Here is a 16,806-nt window from a genome sequence, read left to right on the forward strand (position 1 = left end):
GCGTCCGTCGCGGGACCGGGAGACTCTCGGCCGCGAGACCCGGAGGCCTGCCGGCTCGAACGTGCGCCGCGGGCGAGGAGCCGAGGTCAGCCGTCCAGCCGGGCCGCGACGTCGGCGGGAAAGCCGCCGGTGGCGACCGGCCCCCACCTCGTCGGCGTGATGCGGATCAGCGCCTTGCCCTGGACGCGCATGGCCGCCCGGTACTCCTGCCAGTCCGGGTGCTCACCCGCGATGCACCGGTAGTAGTCCACCAGGGCGTCCTCGGCCTCCGGCATGTGCAGCACCTCGGCACGCCCGTCCACCTGCACCCAGGCGTCCCCGAAGTCGTCGGACAGGACACAGACGCTCACGTCGGGATTGCGTTCGGCGTTGACGGTCTTCGCGCGGTCCGGGTACGTGGAGATGATCAGCCGGCCCTCGCCGTCCACGCCGCCGCTGACCGGGGACACCTGCGGCCGTCCGTCCTGGCGGGTGGTGACGAGGACGACGTGGTGCCGGTCCCGGACGAAGTCGAGGAGCTCGGCGAGGTCGACGCGGCGGGTGGTGGCGACGGGGCGGGGCATGGCACCACGGTAGGAGGCACCACACCGTGCCGCCCGACGGAGCGGCGACCCGGGTGTGGTCAGCGCACCAGGCTGTGCTCGTACTCGGGGGACAGGCGCGCCTTGACGCTCAGGAGAGTCTCGATGATGAAGTCCTCCCGACCGGCCAGGCGGCTGATCGGCACGGCGACGCTGACGCCGTCTACCGCGGGCCGCGCGAACGGCAGCGCGACCCCGAAGCAGCGGACCCCGATGCAGGACTCCTCGCTCTCGGTCGCGTAGCCGCGCCGGGCGGCGTCGTCGATGATCTGCAGCAGGGCGTCCCGGTCGGTCACCGTCTGCGCGGTGATCGGGGCGATCGTGTCGGGGACCAGGGCGGCCCGGGCCTCGGGGGGACGTTCGGCCAGGATCGCCCGGCCGAGGGCGGTGGAGAAGGCCGGGAGCCGCCGGCCGACGGGGGAGTGCATGCGCAGGGGGTGCACGGACTCGCGCTTGGCCGTGTAGATGACCTGGTTGCCCGCGAGCCGGCCCAGGTTGACGGTCTCCTCCGTGGCGCCGGAGATCTCGTCCATGATCGCGGCGGCGCGCGAGAGCACCGGGTCTCCGGCGAGGTACGCCGAGCTGACCACGAGGGAGTGGATGCCCAGCTGGTAGACGCTCCCGGTCTGGTCGGTCTCCAGCCAGCCCCGGTCGGTCATCGTCTTGAGGAGCGCGTGCAGGCTGCTCTTCGGGATCTTCAGGCGCGTCGACAGCTGCAGCTGGGTCCCGGGGCCGCCCGCGGCGATCTCGTCGAGCAGGTCCAGGGCTCGCGCGGCGGACTTCACGGGGCCGGCGGCGCCGAGCGTGGCGGTCGGGTTCGGGGACTGCATCGCAGACGCCTCCTGATCTTCCGGGCGTCTCGCACGCACGGACCTTGTCCCCCGACTGTACCTGCTCGTCCACATATATGGACGGACTTCTCTCCCTTGACCGTGGTCTGGGTCACGTGTACGTTCTCGATTCACATAGACGAACACAGTTCATAAATCGAGGAGCCCATGTGATCCAGGTCCGGTATTCGACGTCGCCGTCGAGCGTGGAGACAGCCCACGCTGCGGACCTGCGGAAGAACTTCCTCGTCGAGGACCTGTTCGAGACCGGCGAGGTGCACGCCGTCTACACGCACGACGACCGGATGGTCATCGGGGGAGCGGTCCCCGGCCACGAACGTCTCGGGCTGCCCGCGTGGACCGAGGTGCTGGGTGTCGAGTCGCACCTGGCGCGTCGCGAGCTCGGCGTCGTCAACGTCGGCCAGACCGGGCACGTCCTCGTGGACGGCGAGAAGTTCGAGCTGGGCCACCTCGACGGGCTGTACGTCGGCCGCGGCAGCGAGGTCGCCTTCACGGGCGCCGACGCCGCCTTCTACTTCGTGTCCGCCCCCGCGGGTGCCACGTACCCGACCACCGCGCTGGTGCACGACGAGGTCGGCGGGGTGGACATCGGCAGCGCCGCGGGCGCCAGCGAGCGGACCCTGTTCCGCTACGCCTGGGGGTCCGACCTGAGGACGGCGACCCTGCAGTTCGGCGTCACGGTGCTCGCCGACGGCTCGGTGTGGAACACGCTGCCGCCGCACCTGCACGACCGCCGCACCGAGGTCTACCTCTACGTCGACCTGGACGAGGACAGCCGCGTCTTCCACTTCCTGGGCAGGCCCGGCGCCACCCGGCACCTCGTCATGCGCGACCGGCAGGCCGTCATCTCGCCGCCGTGGTCCATCCACGCCGGCGCCGGCACGAGCTCCTACGCCTTCGTCTGGGCGATGTCCGGCGAGAACACGCAGTACACGGACCTCGCCCCCGTCGCGCTGGAGGAGCTGTGACCTCCTCGCCCTTCGACCTGTCCGGCAAGCGCGCCGTCGTGACCGGTGCCGGCCGCGGACTCGGCCAGGGCGTCGCGCTCGGGCTCGCGCAGGCGGGTGCCGACCTGGTGCTCGTCGGCCGCCCGGACAGCCAGACCGCGACGGAGACGCTGGTCCGCGACCTCGGCCGCGACGTCGAGGTCGTCGAGCTCGACCTGGCCGACCGCGACGCGATCTCCACGGTCGGTGCCCACCTGGCCGCGCGGGAGGTCGACATCCTGGTGAACAACGCCGGGATCATCGACCGGCACGACGCGGTGGACGTCACCGAGGACTCGTGGGACGCGGTGCTCGACGTGAACCTGTCGGGACTGTTCTTCCTCACCCAGCACCTCGGTCGGCCCATGGTCGCGCGGGGGCACGGGAAGGTCGTCAGCATCGCCAGCCTGCTGTCGTTCCAGGGCGGCGTCCGCGTCGTCTCCTACACGGCCAGCAAGCACGGGGTCGCCGGCATCACCAAGGCCCTCGCCAACGAGTGGGGCCCGCGCGGCGTGCAGGTCAACGCCATCGCGCCCGGCTACATGGCGACCGACAACACCCGGCCGCTGCGCGACGACCCCGACCGCGCCCGCTCGATCCTCGAGCGGATCCCGGCCGGGCGGTGGGGCACCAGCCAGGACGTCGCCGGCGCGGCCGTGTTCCTGAGCTCCTCGGCAGCCGACTACGTCAACGGGCACGTCCTCGTCGTGGACGGGGGCTGGATGGCGCGCTGACCGAGCTGGCACTCCCGACGTTCCTGACGCCGCCCCCGCGGCCTCGCGCACCACCCTCTCGGAATTGTCCCGCCGGAGTTTCTGGCACTAGAGAAGAGGATCAACGATGATTCGCACGTCTCGCCCCGCCCTTGCGCTGATCGGCCTGTCCCTGGCATCCATCGCCCTCGCGGGCTGCACCGAGGCGTCCAGCGCCGACGAAGGCACCGGAGCGGCGACCGGCTCGTGCGACCCCGCCGACGTCACGCTCGTGGGCCAGGTCCGCAACGAGTCCAACCCCTACGAGGCCTCCTGGCTCGACGGCGGCGACGCGTTCGCCGAGTCGGTCGGCCTGGAGCAGCAGCGGCTCACCTACGACGGTGAGTCCACCAAGCAGCAGGAGCAGATCCGCCAGGTCCTCGCGGGCGACACGGACTGCCTCGTGCTCAACGTCCTGCCGAACGGCGACGCGGACACCAAGCCGATCGTCGAGGCCGCCGACACCGCCGGTGCCTTCCTGGTCACCCAGTGGAACAAGCCGGCCGACCTCAGCCCCCTCGACTACGACACGTGGCTCAGCCACATCACCTACAACGGCGTCGAGTCCGGCAAGCAGATCGGCGACGCGCTCGCCGAGGCGATCGGCGGCGAGGGCGGCATCATCGCGCTGCAGGGCATCCTCGACACCGGGGCGGCCAAGGACCGGTTCGCCGGCCTCGAGGAGTCGCTCGCCGAGAACTCGGGCGTCGAGCTCCTCGACCAGCAGACCGCGAACTTCTCCCGCCAGGAGGCGCTGGCCGTCACCGAGACCCTGCTGACCAAGCACGGGGACAAGGTCAAGGGCATCTGGGCCGCGAACGACGACATGGCCCTCGGCGCCCTCCAGGCCCTCGAGCAGGCCGGCCGGACCGACGTCGCCGTCGTCGGCATCGACGCCGTCCCGGACGCCCTGACCGCCATCGAGGACGGCACCATGACCGCGACCGTCTCGAGCGACGGCCCGTGGCAGGGTGGCATCGGCCTGGCGATCGGCTACTGCGTGGCCACCGGTGAGCTCGCCGTCGAGGACATCGCCGACGACAACCGCGCGTTCTTCGCCGAGCAGTTCCTCATCACCGACGAGAACGTCGCCGAGTACCTGACGCCGAAGACCGACCCCGCCGACTTCGAGTGCGACAACGTCTTCAACCGTGTGGCAGGTCCGCTGTCGTGACCGTGACATCCCCCGCCGAGGTCGTCGCGGCGCGCCCCCAGCCTCGGCGGGGGGTGTCCTTCCGGGACGCCGGTCCTCCGATCGCCCTCGTGGTGATCGTGATCGTCTTCTCCCTGCTCAGCCCGCAGTTCCGCACGCTGGGCAACTTCCAGAACATCCTCGACGCGGCCTCGGTCCTGGCCGTGGTCACCTGCGGCGCCACGTTCGTGCTGCTGATGGGGTCGATCGACCTCTCGGCCAGCGGGGTGATGGCCGCCTCGGCCATCGCCGTGGCGCTGCTGGTGGAGAACAACCGCAACGGGAACGACCTCGGCTTCCTCGGGATCGTGATCGCCATCGCCCTGGGCGCCGCGCTCGGGTGCCTGAGCGGGGTGCTGCTCATGGCGCTCAAGGTCCCGTCGTTCATGGTCACGCTCGGCGTCTCGGCCATCGGGCTCGGGATCGCGATCCTGATGTTCGCCGGGGTCCAGCCCAACATCGCCGACGCGGCGCTGGAGAGCTGGGCGACCGACCGGCTCCTCGGGTTCACGTACCTCACCTGGATCGCGGCCGTCTGCGTGCTCGTCGGCTGGCTCATCCAGCGGTACACCCGGCTCGGGCGGTACGCGTTCGCGATCGGCGGTGCCGAGGAGGTCCTCGCGCTGTCGGGTGTCCGCGTCGCGCCGTACAAGGTGGCGGTCTTCACCCTCGCCGGTGCGTTCTACGGGCTCGGTGCGGTCATGGTGACCAGCCAGCTCGGCGCCGGGCTGGTGCAGGCGGGTGCCGACTTCACCTTCTCCTCCATCACCGCAGCCGTCGTCGGCGGCACCCTGCTCACCGGTGGCCGCGGCGGGGTCCTGCATTCCACCGTCGGCGTGCTGCTCATCGTGGTCCTGACCAACGGGCTGGTGCAGATCGGGGTCAGCCCGTACTGGCAGGGTGGCGTGCAGGGACTCATCGTCGTCGTCGCCGTGGCGGCCGCCGCGCTGCCGCTGCGGCACAGGAACCAGGTGGTCAAGTGAGCATCGAGCTGGCGAACCAGCAGTCCCCCCTTCCGGCCTCCCTGCTGCCGGCCCTCGAGGTCCGCGGCCTGGTCAAGCACTACCCGGGCGTCAAGGCCCTCGACGGCGTCGACTTCCACGTCAACCAGAACGAGGTCCTGGGCCTCGCCGGGGAGAACGGCGCGGGCAAGTCCACCTTGCTCAAGGCGCTCGTGGGGCTCGTCCGCCCCGACGCGGGGCAGATCTACGTGCGCGGTGAGAAGGTCAGGATGCGCAGCGTCGTCGACGCCGCCAACCACGGTGTCGGCATGGTGTTCCAGGAGCAGTCGCTGGTGCCCAACCTCACCGCTGCCGAGAACATCGTGCTCGGCAGCGAGGGCCCCGGGGTGCGGCGCGGGATGTACCGCTGGGACACCATGCGCAAGCTCGCCCAGGAGCAGCTGGACAAGATCGGGTCGACCATCGACCCGCGGGCCCGCACCGACACGCTCACCTTCGCCGACCGGCAGATGGTGGAGATCGCCAAGGTGCTGCGCATCGAGCAGCGCACCCGGTTCGCACCCGTGATCATCCTCGACGAGCCGACGTCGGTGCTGGAGTCCGGCGAGGTCGAGACGCTGTTCACGCAGATCCGGCGGCTGCGGGAGTTCGCGTCGGTCATCTTCGTCTCGCACCGTCTCGACGAGGTGCTCGAGGTGTGCGACCGGGTCACGGTGCTCCGCGGCGGGCAGTCCGTCGGGGACGTCGCCACGGCCGGTGCCGTCCCGGGCGACCTGCACCGCCTGATGATCGGGTCGACCGGGTCGGACGACCACTACCACGACAGCTCCATCGAGCGTCCCGCCGGCGAACCCCGACCGCGCCTCACGGTGCGGGGCCTGAGCGGCCCCTCGTTCCGTGACGTGGACCTGGACATCGCCGAGGGCGAGATCCTGGCGATCGTCGGCGTGCACGGCTCGGGGCGCGAGGACGTGTGCCGGGCGCTGTTCGGTGCGCAGGAGACGGTCGCCGGCGAGGTGACCCTCGACGGGAAGAAGCTCGACCTGTCCGGCAGCCGCGCCGCGTGCTCCGCCGGGGTCGGCTACGTACCGGCCGAGCGCAAGATCGAGGGCATGGTCGGCCCGATGTCGGTGGCCGACAACATGACCCTCACCAAGCAGGGGGTCCGGTGCGTCGGGCCGCTCGTCGTGCCGGTCCGGCAGGCGTCGGTCGTCGACACGTGGATCTCCCGGCTCTCGATCCGCACGCCGCACCGGGGGACCGCCATCCAGCGGCTCTCCGGCGGCAACCAGCAGAAGGTCGTCCTGGCCCGCTGGCTGGTGGGCGGGGACATCCGGCTGCTGCTGCTCGACCACCCCACGCGCGGCCTCGACATCGGCGCGCGGTCCGAGGTCTACAAGCTCATGCGGGAGCTGGCGAACACCGGTGTCGCCACCCTGCTGCTGGCCGACAGCCTCGAGGAGGCGATCGGCATGGCCGACCGCATCGTCGTCATGAGCGACGGTCGGATCACGGCCGAGGTCGCGTGCCCGTCCGGTGCCAAGCCGACCCCGCTCGACCTCGTCAAGGAGATGGTGTGAGCACCCCCGTCCTGACCAAGCCCGCGCTGGACGCCCCGGTCAGGGGTGGGCCGACGCTCGGCTCCCGCCTGACGTCGTTCATGCCCGTGATCGCCCTGGCCGCCCTGGTGGTCGCGCTCGCCGTGGCCGACCCCGGCTTCCTGACCGAGCGGAGCCTGACGGCGGTGATCAACACCGCGGCCCCGCTGGCGGTCCTGGCCACCGGCGCCACCCTGGTGGTGCTGTGCGGCGGCATCGACCTGTCGATCGCGGCCCTGGCCTCGCTGTCGAGCGTGTTCCTCGCTCTGTGGCTGCCCACGCTCGGCGGCCTGAGCACGCTCGCCGTCGTGGGCGTGGCCGCCGCCATCGGTGCGCTCCAGGGCACCCTGCACGTCGTCCTGCGGATCCCGTCGTTCATCGTGACGCTGGGCGGGATGAGCGTCTTCGCGGCGATCGCGCTCGTGGTGTCCTCCGCGGGAACCGTGCCCGTCACCGACGACACCGCGATCAGCTGGGCGAACCTCTACGTCGCGGGCCGGGTGCCGACGGCGGTCGTCGTGGCGGTCGTCCTCGTGGCGGTGCTGGCCCTGCTGATCAAGGTGACCCCGCTGGACAGCTACATCAAGGCGACCGGCTTCTCCGAGGCGGCGGCCCGGCTGGGCGGCGTGCCCGTCGACGCCGTGAAGATCGGGGCGTTCGCCGTCTCCGGGGCGTGCGCCGGTCTCGCGGCTGTCCTCCTGGTCGCCCGCAACTACAGCGGGAGCCCCACCGTCGCCGACTCGCTGCTGCTGCCCGCGGTCGCCGCGATCGTCGTCGGCGGCACGGCGATCACGGGCGGCCACGGCAGCCTGTGGCGGACGCTGGCGGGCGCACTGGTGGTCACGCTGCTCCGGGTCGGCCTCTCGACGGTCGGCGTCTCGTCGGCCTACGAGCAGATCCTGTACGGCGCGATCATCATCGTCGCGGTGGCTCTGACCCTCGACCGGTCGAAAGTCCTGGTCATCAAGTAACTGTCTGTCTCGCTCCACGTCTCCTGGAAGGCCACCATGTCGATCGACAGCTCCACCCTCCTGCCCGCCGTCCGCGCGTTCCTCTCCTCGCCGAAGCAGCTGCTCATCGACGGGGAGTGGGTGGACGCCGAGGACGGGAAGACCTTCGCCACGGTGAACCCCTCGACGGAGGAGGTGCTGGTCCAGGTCGCCCAGGCGTCCGCCGTGGACGTCGACCGCGCCGTCGCCGCCGCACGCAACGCCTTCGAGTCGCCGTCGCCGTGGTCCCGGTTCACGCCGCGCGACCGGTCGCACCTGCTGTGGCGCATCGGCGACCTCATCGAGGAGCACGCCGAGGAGTTCGCGCAGCTGGAGGCGCTCGACAACGGCAAGCGGGTCGAGGCCGCGCGGGACGGCGACGTCGTGACCGCCGCGGAGCTGTTCCGGTACTTCGCCGGGTGGGCCACCAAGATGGAGGGCACCACCATCCCGATGTCGGTGCCGGGCCGGTCCTTCCACGCCTACACCCGCCGCGAGGCGATCGGCGTCGTCGCGGGCATCGTGCCGTGGAACTTCCCGCTGCTCATGGCCGCCTTCAAGATCGTCCCCGCCATCACCGCGGGGAACACGGTCATCCTCAAGCCCGCCGAGCAGACGCCGCTGACCGCGCTCCGGCTGGGTGAGCTGCTGCTCGACGCGGGGCTCCCCGCCGGCGTCGTGAACATCCTGCCCGGCTTCGGGGACGCGGGCGCCGCGCTCGTCGACCATCGCGGCGTCGACAAGGTCGCGTTCACCGGCAGCACCGAGGTGGGCAAGAAGATCGCGGCCGCGGCCTCGGTCAACCTCAAGAAGGTGTCCCTCGAGCTCGGCGGCAAGGCGCCCAACATCATCTTCGCGGACGCCGACCTCGACGCCGCGATCGCGGGTGCCGTCCTCGGCGGGTACTTCAACGAGGGGCAGTGCTGCGTCAACGGCTCCCGGCTGTACGTGCAGCGCGCGGTGTTCGACCAGGTCGTCGACGGGGTCGCCGCCGCGGCCCGCGCGATCACGGTGGGCGACGGCTTCGAGGCCGGAGCGCACATGGGCCCGCTGGTGTCGCAGGAGCAGTTCGACAAGGTGCTCGGCTACATCCGCGGCGCGGTCGCCGACGGCGCCGTGCTGAGCGCCGGGAGCACCGATCCCGCGCGGGACCGCGGCTTCTTCGTCAGCCCGACCCTGATCACCTCGGTCACCGAGCAGATGGCGGTGCAGACCGACGAGATCTTCGGCCCCGTCGTGACCGCGATCCCCTTCGACACCGAGGACGAGGTCGTCGCGGCCGCCAACAACACCGTCTACGGGCTCGCCGCCGGTGTCTGGTCGACCAACATCGGGACGGCCCATCGCGTCGGTGCGCGGTTGCGCGCGGGCACCGTCTGGCTCAACACCTGGCACGCCGACGACGTCACGCTCCCGCGTGGCGGGTTCAAGCAGTCCGGGTGGGGGCGCGAGCTCGGGTCGTTCGGGCTGGACGACTACACGGAGCTCAAGACGGTCATCGCCGAGCTCCGGTGACCGGCGCGGCCGCCGGCTGACGCCGGCGCGCTCCAGGCACGACGGGAGGTCCGTCGTGCCTGTTCGCGCGCCCGGAAACATCCCGCAGATTCATGAATATGAACCAAAGACGTACCCAGTTCACGAATCAGGATCAAGTTCTTGCATATGCGCAATCTGCGCCAGTACGTTCCCTGTGGACGAGACCCGCCGGTGCACTGCCGGGTCGGTCCTCAGTCGGTCTGAGTCCACGATCAAGGGATCAAAGATGAACCTGCGACGCCGATCTGTCCGCGTGCGGACCGAACGTCCTCGACGTTCGGTCCTGCACCTCGTCGCGCTGGCCGCCGCGCTGGCCGTCGCGGTCCCCGCGACCGCTGCCCCGGCATCCGCGGCCGCCGTCGACGACGAGGTGCTCAAGGTGCTCCTCTTCTACAAGCCCAACTTCCACGCCTCGCACGTGCAGGCGCGGCAGGCCGTCCGCGACCTCGCGACCGAGCTGGCGACCGAGCACGACCGGACGCTGGAGATCCAGGAGACCGAGGACCCCGCGGCGTTCACCACGGCGAACCTGGCCACCGTCGACGCGATGGTGTTCGCCCAGACCGGCGGGGTGCTCTTCGACGCGGCCCAGCGCGCCGCGCTCGAGGCCTACATCCGTGGCGGTGGCGGGTTCATGGGCCTGCACTACACGGGCTGGTCGGTCGGCCAGAGCGAGCACGACGTCAACCCGTTCTACGCCCGCCTCGTCGGCGCGATGTCCGAGGGCCACCCCGAGAACCCCGCCGTGCGCCCGGGCCGCGTCGTCGTCAACGACGTCCTGCACCCGCTGACGCAGGGCCTCCCGACGAGCTTCACGCGCAGCGACGAGTGGTACGACTGGACCGTCAACCCCGCCCCGGACGTGCGCACCCTGCTCCTCGCGGACGAGGCGTCGTACGGCGGCGGCCGCCAGGGCACCTCGCACCCGATCACGTGGTGCCAGGAGATCGACGCGGGTCGGTCCTGGTACTCCGCGATGGGCCACGAGGGCACCGCGTACTCCGAGCCGGTCATCCGCACCCAGATGCGCAACGGCCTCGCGTACGCCTCCGGTCTCCTGGAGGCCGACTGCTCGGCCCCGTCCAAGGAGGCGAACGGCGCCTGGAGCGACGTCACCCCGTGGCCCCTGATGCCCATCAACATGGCGCTCACCTCCGACGGCACGGTGCAGTCCTTCGGCAGCGTCGGCGGCTGGGGCAACGACACCGCACCGTACGACTGGACCGGCAACAGCACGATCACGCAGGGCGGCCAGATGGAGGTCGACGTCTGGGACCCGGCGCAGGAGCGCACGCTCGCGAACCTGCGCACCGGCATCCTGCCGAACACCACCTACACCGACCTCTTCTGCTCCATGCAGGTGCAGAACCCGCACGACCACTCGACGATGACGGTCGGCGGTGACGACGGCCTGGGCGGCAACGCACCGAACGACGCGGCGATCGGCGTCACCAGCTACACCACCAACAACGGGCTGCAGAACGAGGCGCCCATGAACTACCCGCGCTGGTACCCGACCGGGACGACGATGCCCAACGGCGACATCGTGGTCCAGGGCGGCAGCCTGCGCGGCGGGCCCGGCGGACCGGGCGTGCTCACCCCCGAGATCTACACGCCCGACGAGGGCAGCGGCTGGAGGACCCTGGACGGCGCCCGAAGCCCGGCGGCGTACGGCGACGGTGGCGCGGACCACCCGGGAGCCGACGAGAACCGGTGGTGGTACCCGCGGGCGTTCGTGACCCCCGGCAGCGGCACGCTCTTCAACATCAGCGGCACGCAGATGTTCGAGCTCGACCCGGCCGGCAACGGCGGTGAGGGCGAGCTGACCCTGCGCGGGACGCTCCCGGCAGGCATCGCCAACCAGGGCGCCGACGGCAACCCGGTGGGCGCGACGTCGACGGCCACGATGTACCGGCCCGGCAAGATCCTCCAGGTCGGCGGCGGCTGGTGGGCCAACGGTGGCGGCCCCGACGGCGCACGCGCCGGCTTCACGGTCGACATCACCGGCGGCACCGCCAATCCCGTCATCACGGCGACCGAGCCGATGGAGCACCAGCGCCACTGGGCGACCTCGACGGTCCTGCCCGACGGCGACGTGCTCGTCACGGGCGGGGGCCGCACGAACAACGGCGGTGGCGGGTACGTCACGAACGCCGAGATCTGGGACCCCGAGACGGGGGAGTGGACCACCGTCGCGGCGCCGTACGAGCACGCCCGGCTCTACCACTCCGCGGCGCTGCTGCTGCCCGACGGCCGCGTGATGGTCGGCGGTGGCGGTGCGCCCGGTCCGCGGAACTACACGGACGTCGAGTACTACTCCCCGGCGTACCTGTTCGACGGCCAGGAGCCGGCCGAGCGGCCGGAGATCACCGAGGCCCCCGACGCCATCGGCTACGACGGCACGTTCGGGATCGAGACGTCGGGAGACGTCTCCCGCGTGACCCTGGTCCGCAACGGGTCCGTGACGCACGGCTTCAACAACGACCAGAACTTCCAGGACCTGGAGTTCACGCAGGTGCCCGGGTCGGGCGAGGTCACCATCACGGCACCGCAGGACGGCACCTACGCCCCTCCGGGCGCGTACATGCTGTTCGTCTTCGACGCCGACGGCACCCCGTCGGTCGCGTCGATCGTGGACATCGACCCCGAGGTTCCGATGGACAAGCGGACCCCGCAGGTCGTCGACCAGTTCGAGTACCCGCGGCTGCCCACCGACTGGCGTGGCGGCAACCCCGCCGCGGTCGTCGACGTGGCGCCGGGCAACGCCCGGATGGCGCCGTGGACCGTCGACAGCCAGGTCCAGCTCGTGCGCGGCACCGCGCCCGGCCAGGGCGGCCTCGGGCTCACCGGGTACCACGTCGCCCTGGGCGGCTCGGGCAGCCTCGAGCGCACGCTCACAGGCCTCGAGCCCGACCGCGAGTACCGGATCTCGCTGCGCTACGCACGCGACAGCCGGTCGGCGGCGGGCTCCGGTCCGGGGACGGCCGCACTGTCGGTCGGCTCCCTGAGCACGACGCTCACCGCGACGACGGACACGCCGTCGCAGAGCAGCGGACCGATCACGTTCGGCACGTACGTCGGGACCTTCACGGCCACGGCGCGGACCGAGACGCTGTCGCTGGCCGGCGCGGGCGCGGGTCTCGTCATCGACGACCTCGTCGTCATCGGCGTGGACCCAGGCCTCGGCGACGTCCCCGTCCACTACGAGTTCGAGGAGAGCGAGGGGGCGTCGGCGGCCAACACCGGCACCGACTCGTCGGTCGGGGCGGCGACCCTGACGGGCAACGCCGGCTGGTCCGCGAACGGTGTGCTCGGCGGCGCGCTCGACCTGTCGGGCGGCTCCAACGCGAACGCCGTGGACCTGCCGGACAACCTGCTGCAGGGTGCGGAGAGCTTCTCCACCTCGTTCTGGGTCCGTCCGGACACCAAGGCGAACTGGATCGGCCTGTTCCACCTCGGGGACGGGCTGGAGGGCGCGGGCAGCTTCTTCCAGATCCAGATGCAGACCCAGGCGGCGGGGGGCACCGGCCTGGCGGCGACCTTCAAGGCGAAGGGCAGCGCCCTGCAGGAACGCGTCTACGCGACGCCGACGAAGGACGTCGTCGCCAACCAGTGGAACCACGTCGCGTTCACCCGCACGGGCGCGACCGGCACGCTGTACCTGAACGGCGTGGCCGTCGCGAGCCGGGACGATCTCACCATCGACATGACCGACGTCGGGCCCACGTCGAACAACTGGCTGGGCCGCAACGGGTTCCCCGACCCGGCGTACGACGGGCTCATGGACGACGTCCGGATCTACACGTCCACGCTGTCGGCGGACGACGTGGGGGCCCTGTACGACGACGGCACCGCGCTGCGCACGACGACGACGGTCACGGCCGACCCGGCCTCCCCGTCACCGTTCGCGGAGCCGGTGGCCTTCACGGCCACGGTCGAGGGTGAGGACGGCGAGCCGGCGACCGGCTCGGTCGCGCTGTGGGTGGACGGGGCTGCCGTCGGCACGACGCAGACCCTGACGGCGGGGGTGGCGACGTTCCCCGAGCTCACGCTCAAGCGCGGCGACCACCAGGTCGAGGCGCGGTTCGTGGCCGCCGAGGGCTGGCGGGACTCGACGGGCACGCTCACGCACACGGTCCAGGGGCCGCCCCCGGGATCGGGGGTGCCCATCCGGTACACGTTCGACGAGGGGACGGGCACCACAGCCGCCAACAGCGGTCTGGACCAGTCGATCGGGGCGGCGACGCTCCAGGGCAGCACCGGCTGGACGCCGAGCGGGAAGTTCGGCGCCGCGCTCTCGCTGCCCGGCGGCGGATCCGCCACGGGCAACCAGGCCCGCCTGCCGGACGACGTCCAGGCCGGCATGGACGAGGAGTTCAGCGTGTCCGTGTGGGCACGACCGGACGTCCTGCCCGCCTGGGTCCCGCTCGTGCAGATCGGCAGCAGCACGGACACGTTCTTCCTGCTGCAGTCGAACACGAACGCGGCCGGTGCCACCGGGTTCGCCGCCACGTTCAAGAAGGCCGGGGTCGCCAACCAGGAGCGGTTGACCCTCGGTGGCGGCAACGACCTGCCGCTGAACCAGTGGACGCACGTCGTCTACACGCACAGCGGCACCACCGGGAAGATCTACTTCAACGGTGAGCTGAGGGGCACCCGGACCGACTTCACGCTCGACATGAGTGACGTCGGGGTGGCCGGGAGCACGACCGCCAACCTGATCGGTGGCACCAGCTGGCCGGACGGGCGGTTCGACGGCCTGGTCGACGAGTTCCAGATGTTCGGCTACGCGCTGACCGAGGAGCAGATCGACGACCTGCTCGAGGGCCCCCCGCCCCCCAACACGGCGCCGACCGGGGTCGCCGACTCCTGGACGACCCCGCAGGGCGATCCCCTCACGGTCGCGGCGCCGGGCGTCCTGGCCAACGACACCGACGCCGAGGGCAACCCGCTCACGGCCACGAACGTCACCCAGCCGGCGCACGGCACGGTGACGCTGGCGGCCGCAGGAGGGTTCACCTACACGCCCGCGGCCGGGTTCTCCGGCACGGACACGTTCACCTACCGGGCGAACGACGGGACGCTCCCGTCCGCGCCCGTGACCGTGACCGTGACCGTCGTGGCGGCGGGACCGCAGGTCGCGGTCACGACCTCGACCCGCTGTGTCGCGGGCAAGGTCGTGCTGGTCGTCACGGCAGCCAACCAGGGTCCGGGGGCCGCCACGGTGACCACCCAGACCCCGTACGGCACCGCGTCGTTCGGCGTGATCGCCGCGGGCGCGAGCGCCAGCAAGGCCCTCACCACCCGGTTGGCCGGCATTCCCGCGGCGACGGTGACCACCACCGTGACCGCGAGCGGCACCCGGACGATCGAGACCCCGGTCGCCGCGGCCACCTGCGGCTGACCCGGGATCCCGCACGCGGTGGCCCGTGACCCGACGACGGGCCACGGGCCACCGCACCCCCACCTGAACCGGCCACCCCGGCCGGGCGTCGACATGTGGCAGCGAGGACGCTGTCCACAGGATGGAGATCTCTATGACGAGGAACAGTGCGATCGCGGCTCGGGTCGCGATGGCGTCCGTCGGCGGCGCTCTGCTGCTGGGAGTCGGTGGCGCCGCGTTCGCCGACGAGCTGCAGCAGTCGGACGGCGTCGAGGTGCTGACGACGATCGAGCCGTTGACCGGTCCCGGCACCCTGGCGATGACCGTCGCGGCCAGCTCGACGACGCTGACCGAGGGCGTGTCGGACGACACCACCCAGCGTCAGTTCTTCGGTGCCCTCCCGTCGGTGACCATCACCGACACGCGCACCACGATCCCGGAGGGGGCTGCGTGGGCGGTCGTCGGCCAGGCGTCGGACCTCGTCTCGACGGACGGCGGGGGCCAGCCGGCTATCTCGGCCGGCTACCTCGGCTGGACGCCGAGCGTCGTCGACCCCGGTGAGACCTATGAGGTGCTCCCCGGCGACCAGGTCGACACGATCCTGGACGACGGGCCGAACAACGTCGGCCTCGAAGGCATCGCGGGCCCCGAGCTGCTCGCGATGACGCTGAACGACTCGGCGACGACGCAGGCCGTCGCGGGCTCCTGGACGGCGAACGCCGGCCTGTTCCTGAAGGTGCCGCTGAACACGCCGGCGGGTGCGTACTCGTCCGTGCTCACGCTCTCGCTGTTCGAGTAACCGTTCGCGGACGGGGCTGTGGGCAGACCCACGGACCCGTCCGGCACTCATGAGGGAGTTCTCGTGATCTGTCGTCCCGTCCTCGTGCGCGCCGCGGCCGCACTGCTGTTCGGCGCGCTCCTGGTCGTCCCGGCCACCGCCACCACCGCGGCCGCCGCGGCGGACGCCGGCGGCGCGGTCACCTGGTCCGTGCAACCCGCGGACGGGGCCGGTCCGGACGGGCGTCCCTGGATCGAGCAGGACCTCGACCCGGGCGAGAGCGTCGTGGAGCACCTCGCGGTGCACAACTTCGGCGGCCAGGACGTCACGTTCGGCCTCACCGCGGCCGACGGGCTCTTCAACGAGGACGGCCGGTTCACCATCCTGCCCGCGAGCCGGACCTCGACGGCCGCAGGGACCTGGATCGACCTCGTCGACTCCGTCACGGTGCCGGCAGGGGCGACCTCCACCGTGCCGTTCACGATCACCGTCCCGGCGGACGCCGAGCCCGGCGACCACGCCGCCGGCGTCGCCGCGTCGGTCGTGTCGACGTCGACCGGGGCGGGCGGCGCGAGCGTCGGTGTCGAGAGCCGCGTGGGCTTTCGCGTCATGACGAGGGTGAGCGGGACCCTGGCCCCGGGGGCGACGATCGAGAACGTCACGTCGTCGTACCGCTCGTCCTGGAACCCCTTCGCCCCCGGCGATCTCACGGTGGAGCTCGACGTCGTCAACACCGGGAACACCCGGCTGCGGGTGACGGGGGTGGTCACCGCGGGTGGTCGCGCGACGACGTTCCCCTCGAAGGAGCAGCCCCAGGAGCTGCTCGTGGGGGACACCCGACGGCTCGTCGTGAGCGTCGCCGACGTCTGGCCGTCGGTCCTGGTCCCGGTGTCGGTCACGGTGGACCCTCAGGTCGTCGTCGTGAGCGGCGAGGCCCCTGCGCTCGCGTCGATCGGCTCAGGGACGACCGCGGTGGTGATGCCCTGGCCGCAGCTCATGGTGCTCGTCGGGGTGTCGTCCGTCGTCGTGGCCCTCGTGTGGCAACGGCGGCAGTCGAGGCGGCGTCTTCACGCTCTGCTCGACGACGCGCGCAACGAGGGTCGGCGCAGCGTCCTCGATGCCGGTGCCCAGCGGGTCTGAGCTCGTCCCGGCGGGCCGCAGACACGGACGCGGGCCCGGAGCTGGTCGCTCCGGGCCC

12 protein-coding genes are annotated in these 16,806 nt (G+C 71.7%); 10 read left to right on the plus strand and 2 right to left on the minus strand.

Annotation, left to right across the window (positions count from 1 at the left end; translation table 11 throughout):
- Positions 1-86 precede the first annotated feature (86 nt).
- Together CTE05_RS06610 and CTE05_RS06615 are read right to left on the minus strand one after the other, a co-directional pair.
- Entirely contained in the window at positions 87-563 is a 477-nt protein-coding gene (locus CTE05_RS06610; protein ID WP_146845307.1) for a PPOX class F420-dependent oxidoreductase, read from the minus strand.
- Between the two features lie 59 nt (positions 564-622).
- The gene (locus CTE05_RS06615) at positions 623-1,411 is read right to left on the minus strand and encodes an IclR family transcriptional regulator (RefSeq protein WP_146845308.1); all 789 of its coding nucleotides are present in this window, start codon (positions 1,409-1,411) and stop codon (positions 623-625) included.
- Between the two features lie 206 nt (positions 1,412-1,617).
- On the opposite strand from CTE05_RS06615, the gene kduI reads away from it, so the two are divergent.
- From kduI to CTE05_RS06665, 10 genes are all read left to right on the plus strand, one after another.
- On the plus strand, positions 1,618-2,400 hold the full coding sequence (kduI, locus tag CTE05_RS06620; RefSeq protein ID WP_246123348.1) for a 5-dehydro-4-deoxy-D-glucuronate isomerase: 783 nt from the start codon (positions 1,618-1,620) through the stop codon (positions 2,398-2,400).
- Positions 2,397-3,152 carry a 2-dehydro-3-deoxy-D-gluconate 5-dehydrogenase KduD gene (gene kduD, locus CTE05_RS06625; protein WP_146845310.1) on the plus strand — a complete coding sequence of 252 codons (756 nt, stop codon included), beginning with the start codon at positions 2,397-2,399 and terminating at the stop codon, positions 3,150-3,152. Before kduI ends, kduD begins: the two co-directional genes overlap by 4 nt.
- A gap of 106 nt (positions 3,153-3,258) precedes the next feature.
- The gene (locus tag CTE05_RS06630) at positions 3,259-4,344 is read left to right on the plus strand and encodes a sugar ABC transporter substrate-binding protein (RefSeq protein ID WP_146845311.1); all 1,086 of its coding nucleotides are present in this window, start codon (positions 3,259-3,261) and stop codon (positions 4,342-4,344) included.
- Positions 4,341-5,345 carry an ABC transporter permease gene (locus CTE05_RS06635; RefSeq protein WP_246123350.1) on the plus strand — a complete coding sequence of 335 codons (1,005 nt, stop codon included), beginning with the start codon at positions 4,341-4,343 and terminating at the stop codon, positions 5,343-5,345. The genes CTE05_RS06630 and CTE05_RS06635 overlap by 4 nt, the downstream gene beginning before the upstream one ends.
- On the plus strand, positions 5,342-6,904 hold the full coding sequence (locus CTE05_RS06640) for a sugar ABC transporter ATP-binding protein (protein ID WP_146845312.1): 1,563 nt from the start codon (positions 5,342-5,344) through the stop codon (positions 6,902-6,904). The genes CTE05_RS06635 and CTE05_RS06640 overlap by 4 nt, the downstream gene beginning before the upstream one ends.
- Positions 6,901-7,893: an ABC transporter permease gene (locus tag CTE05_RS06645; RefSeq protein ID WP_146845313.1), complete on the plus strand. Its 993-nt coding sequence runs from the start codon at positions 6,901-6,903 to the stop codon at positions 7,891-7,893. Before CTE05_RS06640 ends, CTE05_RS06645 begins: the two co-directional genes overlap by 4 nt.
- A 36-nt stretch (positions 7,894-7,929) precedes the next feature.
- Positions 7,930-9,426: an aldehyde dehydrogenase family protein gene (locus CTE05_RS06650; RefSeq protein WP_146845314.1), complete on the plus strand. Its 1,497-nt coding sequence runs from the start codon at positions 7,930-7,932 to the stop codon at positions 9,424-9,426.
- 247 nt (positions 9,427-9,673) lie between these two features.
- A complete protein-coding gene (locus tag CTE05_RS06655) occupies positions 9,674-14,851 on the plus strand; it encodes a LamG-like jellyroll fold domain-containing protein (RefSeq protein WP_146845315.1) in 5,178 nt (1,725 codons plus the stop codon).
- A gap of 133 nt (positions 14,852-14,984) precedes the next feature.
- Complete coding sequence (locus CTE05_RS06660) at positions 14,985-15,629, plus strand: hypothetical protein (RefSeq protein WP_146845316.1); 645 nt, start codon at positions 14,985-14,987, stop codon at positions 15,627-15,629.
- A 63-nt stretch (positions 15,630-15,692) separates the two neighbouring features.
- Positions 15,693-16,748, plus strand: a complete 1,056-nt coding sequence (locus CTE05_RS06665) for a DUF916 domain-containing protein (RefSeq protein ID WP_222595421.1) — start codon at positions 15,693-15,695, stop codon at positions 16,746-16,748.
- Positions 16,749-16,806: the final 58 nt, after the last annotated feature.

The organism is Cellulomonas terrae, assembly GCF_007990265.1.
In the GTDB taxonomy this organism is placed as follows: domain Bacteria; phylum Actinomycetota; class Actinomycetes; order Actinomycetales; family Cellulomonadaceae; genus Cellulomonas; species Cellulomonas terrae.

What these genes read in the sequence shown, in the direction of transcription:
- CTE05_RS06610 (WP_146845307.1), bottom strand. Translation starts at nt 563, where the DNA reads ATGCCCCGCCCCGTCGCCACCACCCGCCGCGTCGACCTCGCCGAGCTC.
- CTE05_RS06630 (WP_146845311.1), top strand. Translation starts at nt 3,259, where the DNA reads ATGATTCGCACGTCTCGCCCCGCCCTTGCGCTGATCGGCCTGTCCCTG.
- CTE05_RS06655 (WP_146845315.1), top strand. Translation starts at nt 9,674, where the DNA reads ATGAACCTGCGACGCCGATCTGTCCGCGTGCGGACCGAACGTCCTCGA.
- CTE05_RS06660 (WP_146845316.1), top strand. Translation starts at nt 14,985, where the DNA reads ATGACGAGGAACAGTGCGATCGCGGCTCGGGTCGCGATGGCGTCCGTC.
- CTE05_RS06650 (WP_146845314.1), top strand. Translation starts at nt 7,930, where the DNA reads ATGTCGATCGACAGCTCCACCCTCCTGCCCGCCGTCCGCGCGTTCCTC.
- CTE05_RS06615 (WP_146845308.1), bottom strand. Translation starts at nt 1,411, where the DNA reads ATGCAGTCCCCGAACCCGACCGCCACGCTCGGCGCCGCCGGCCCCGTG.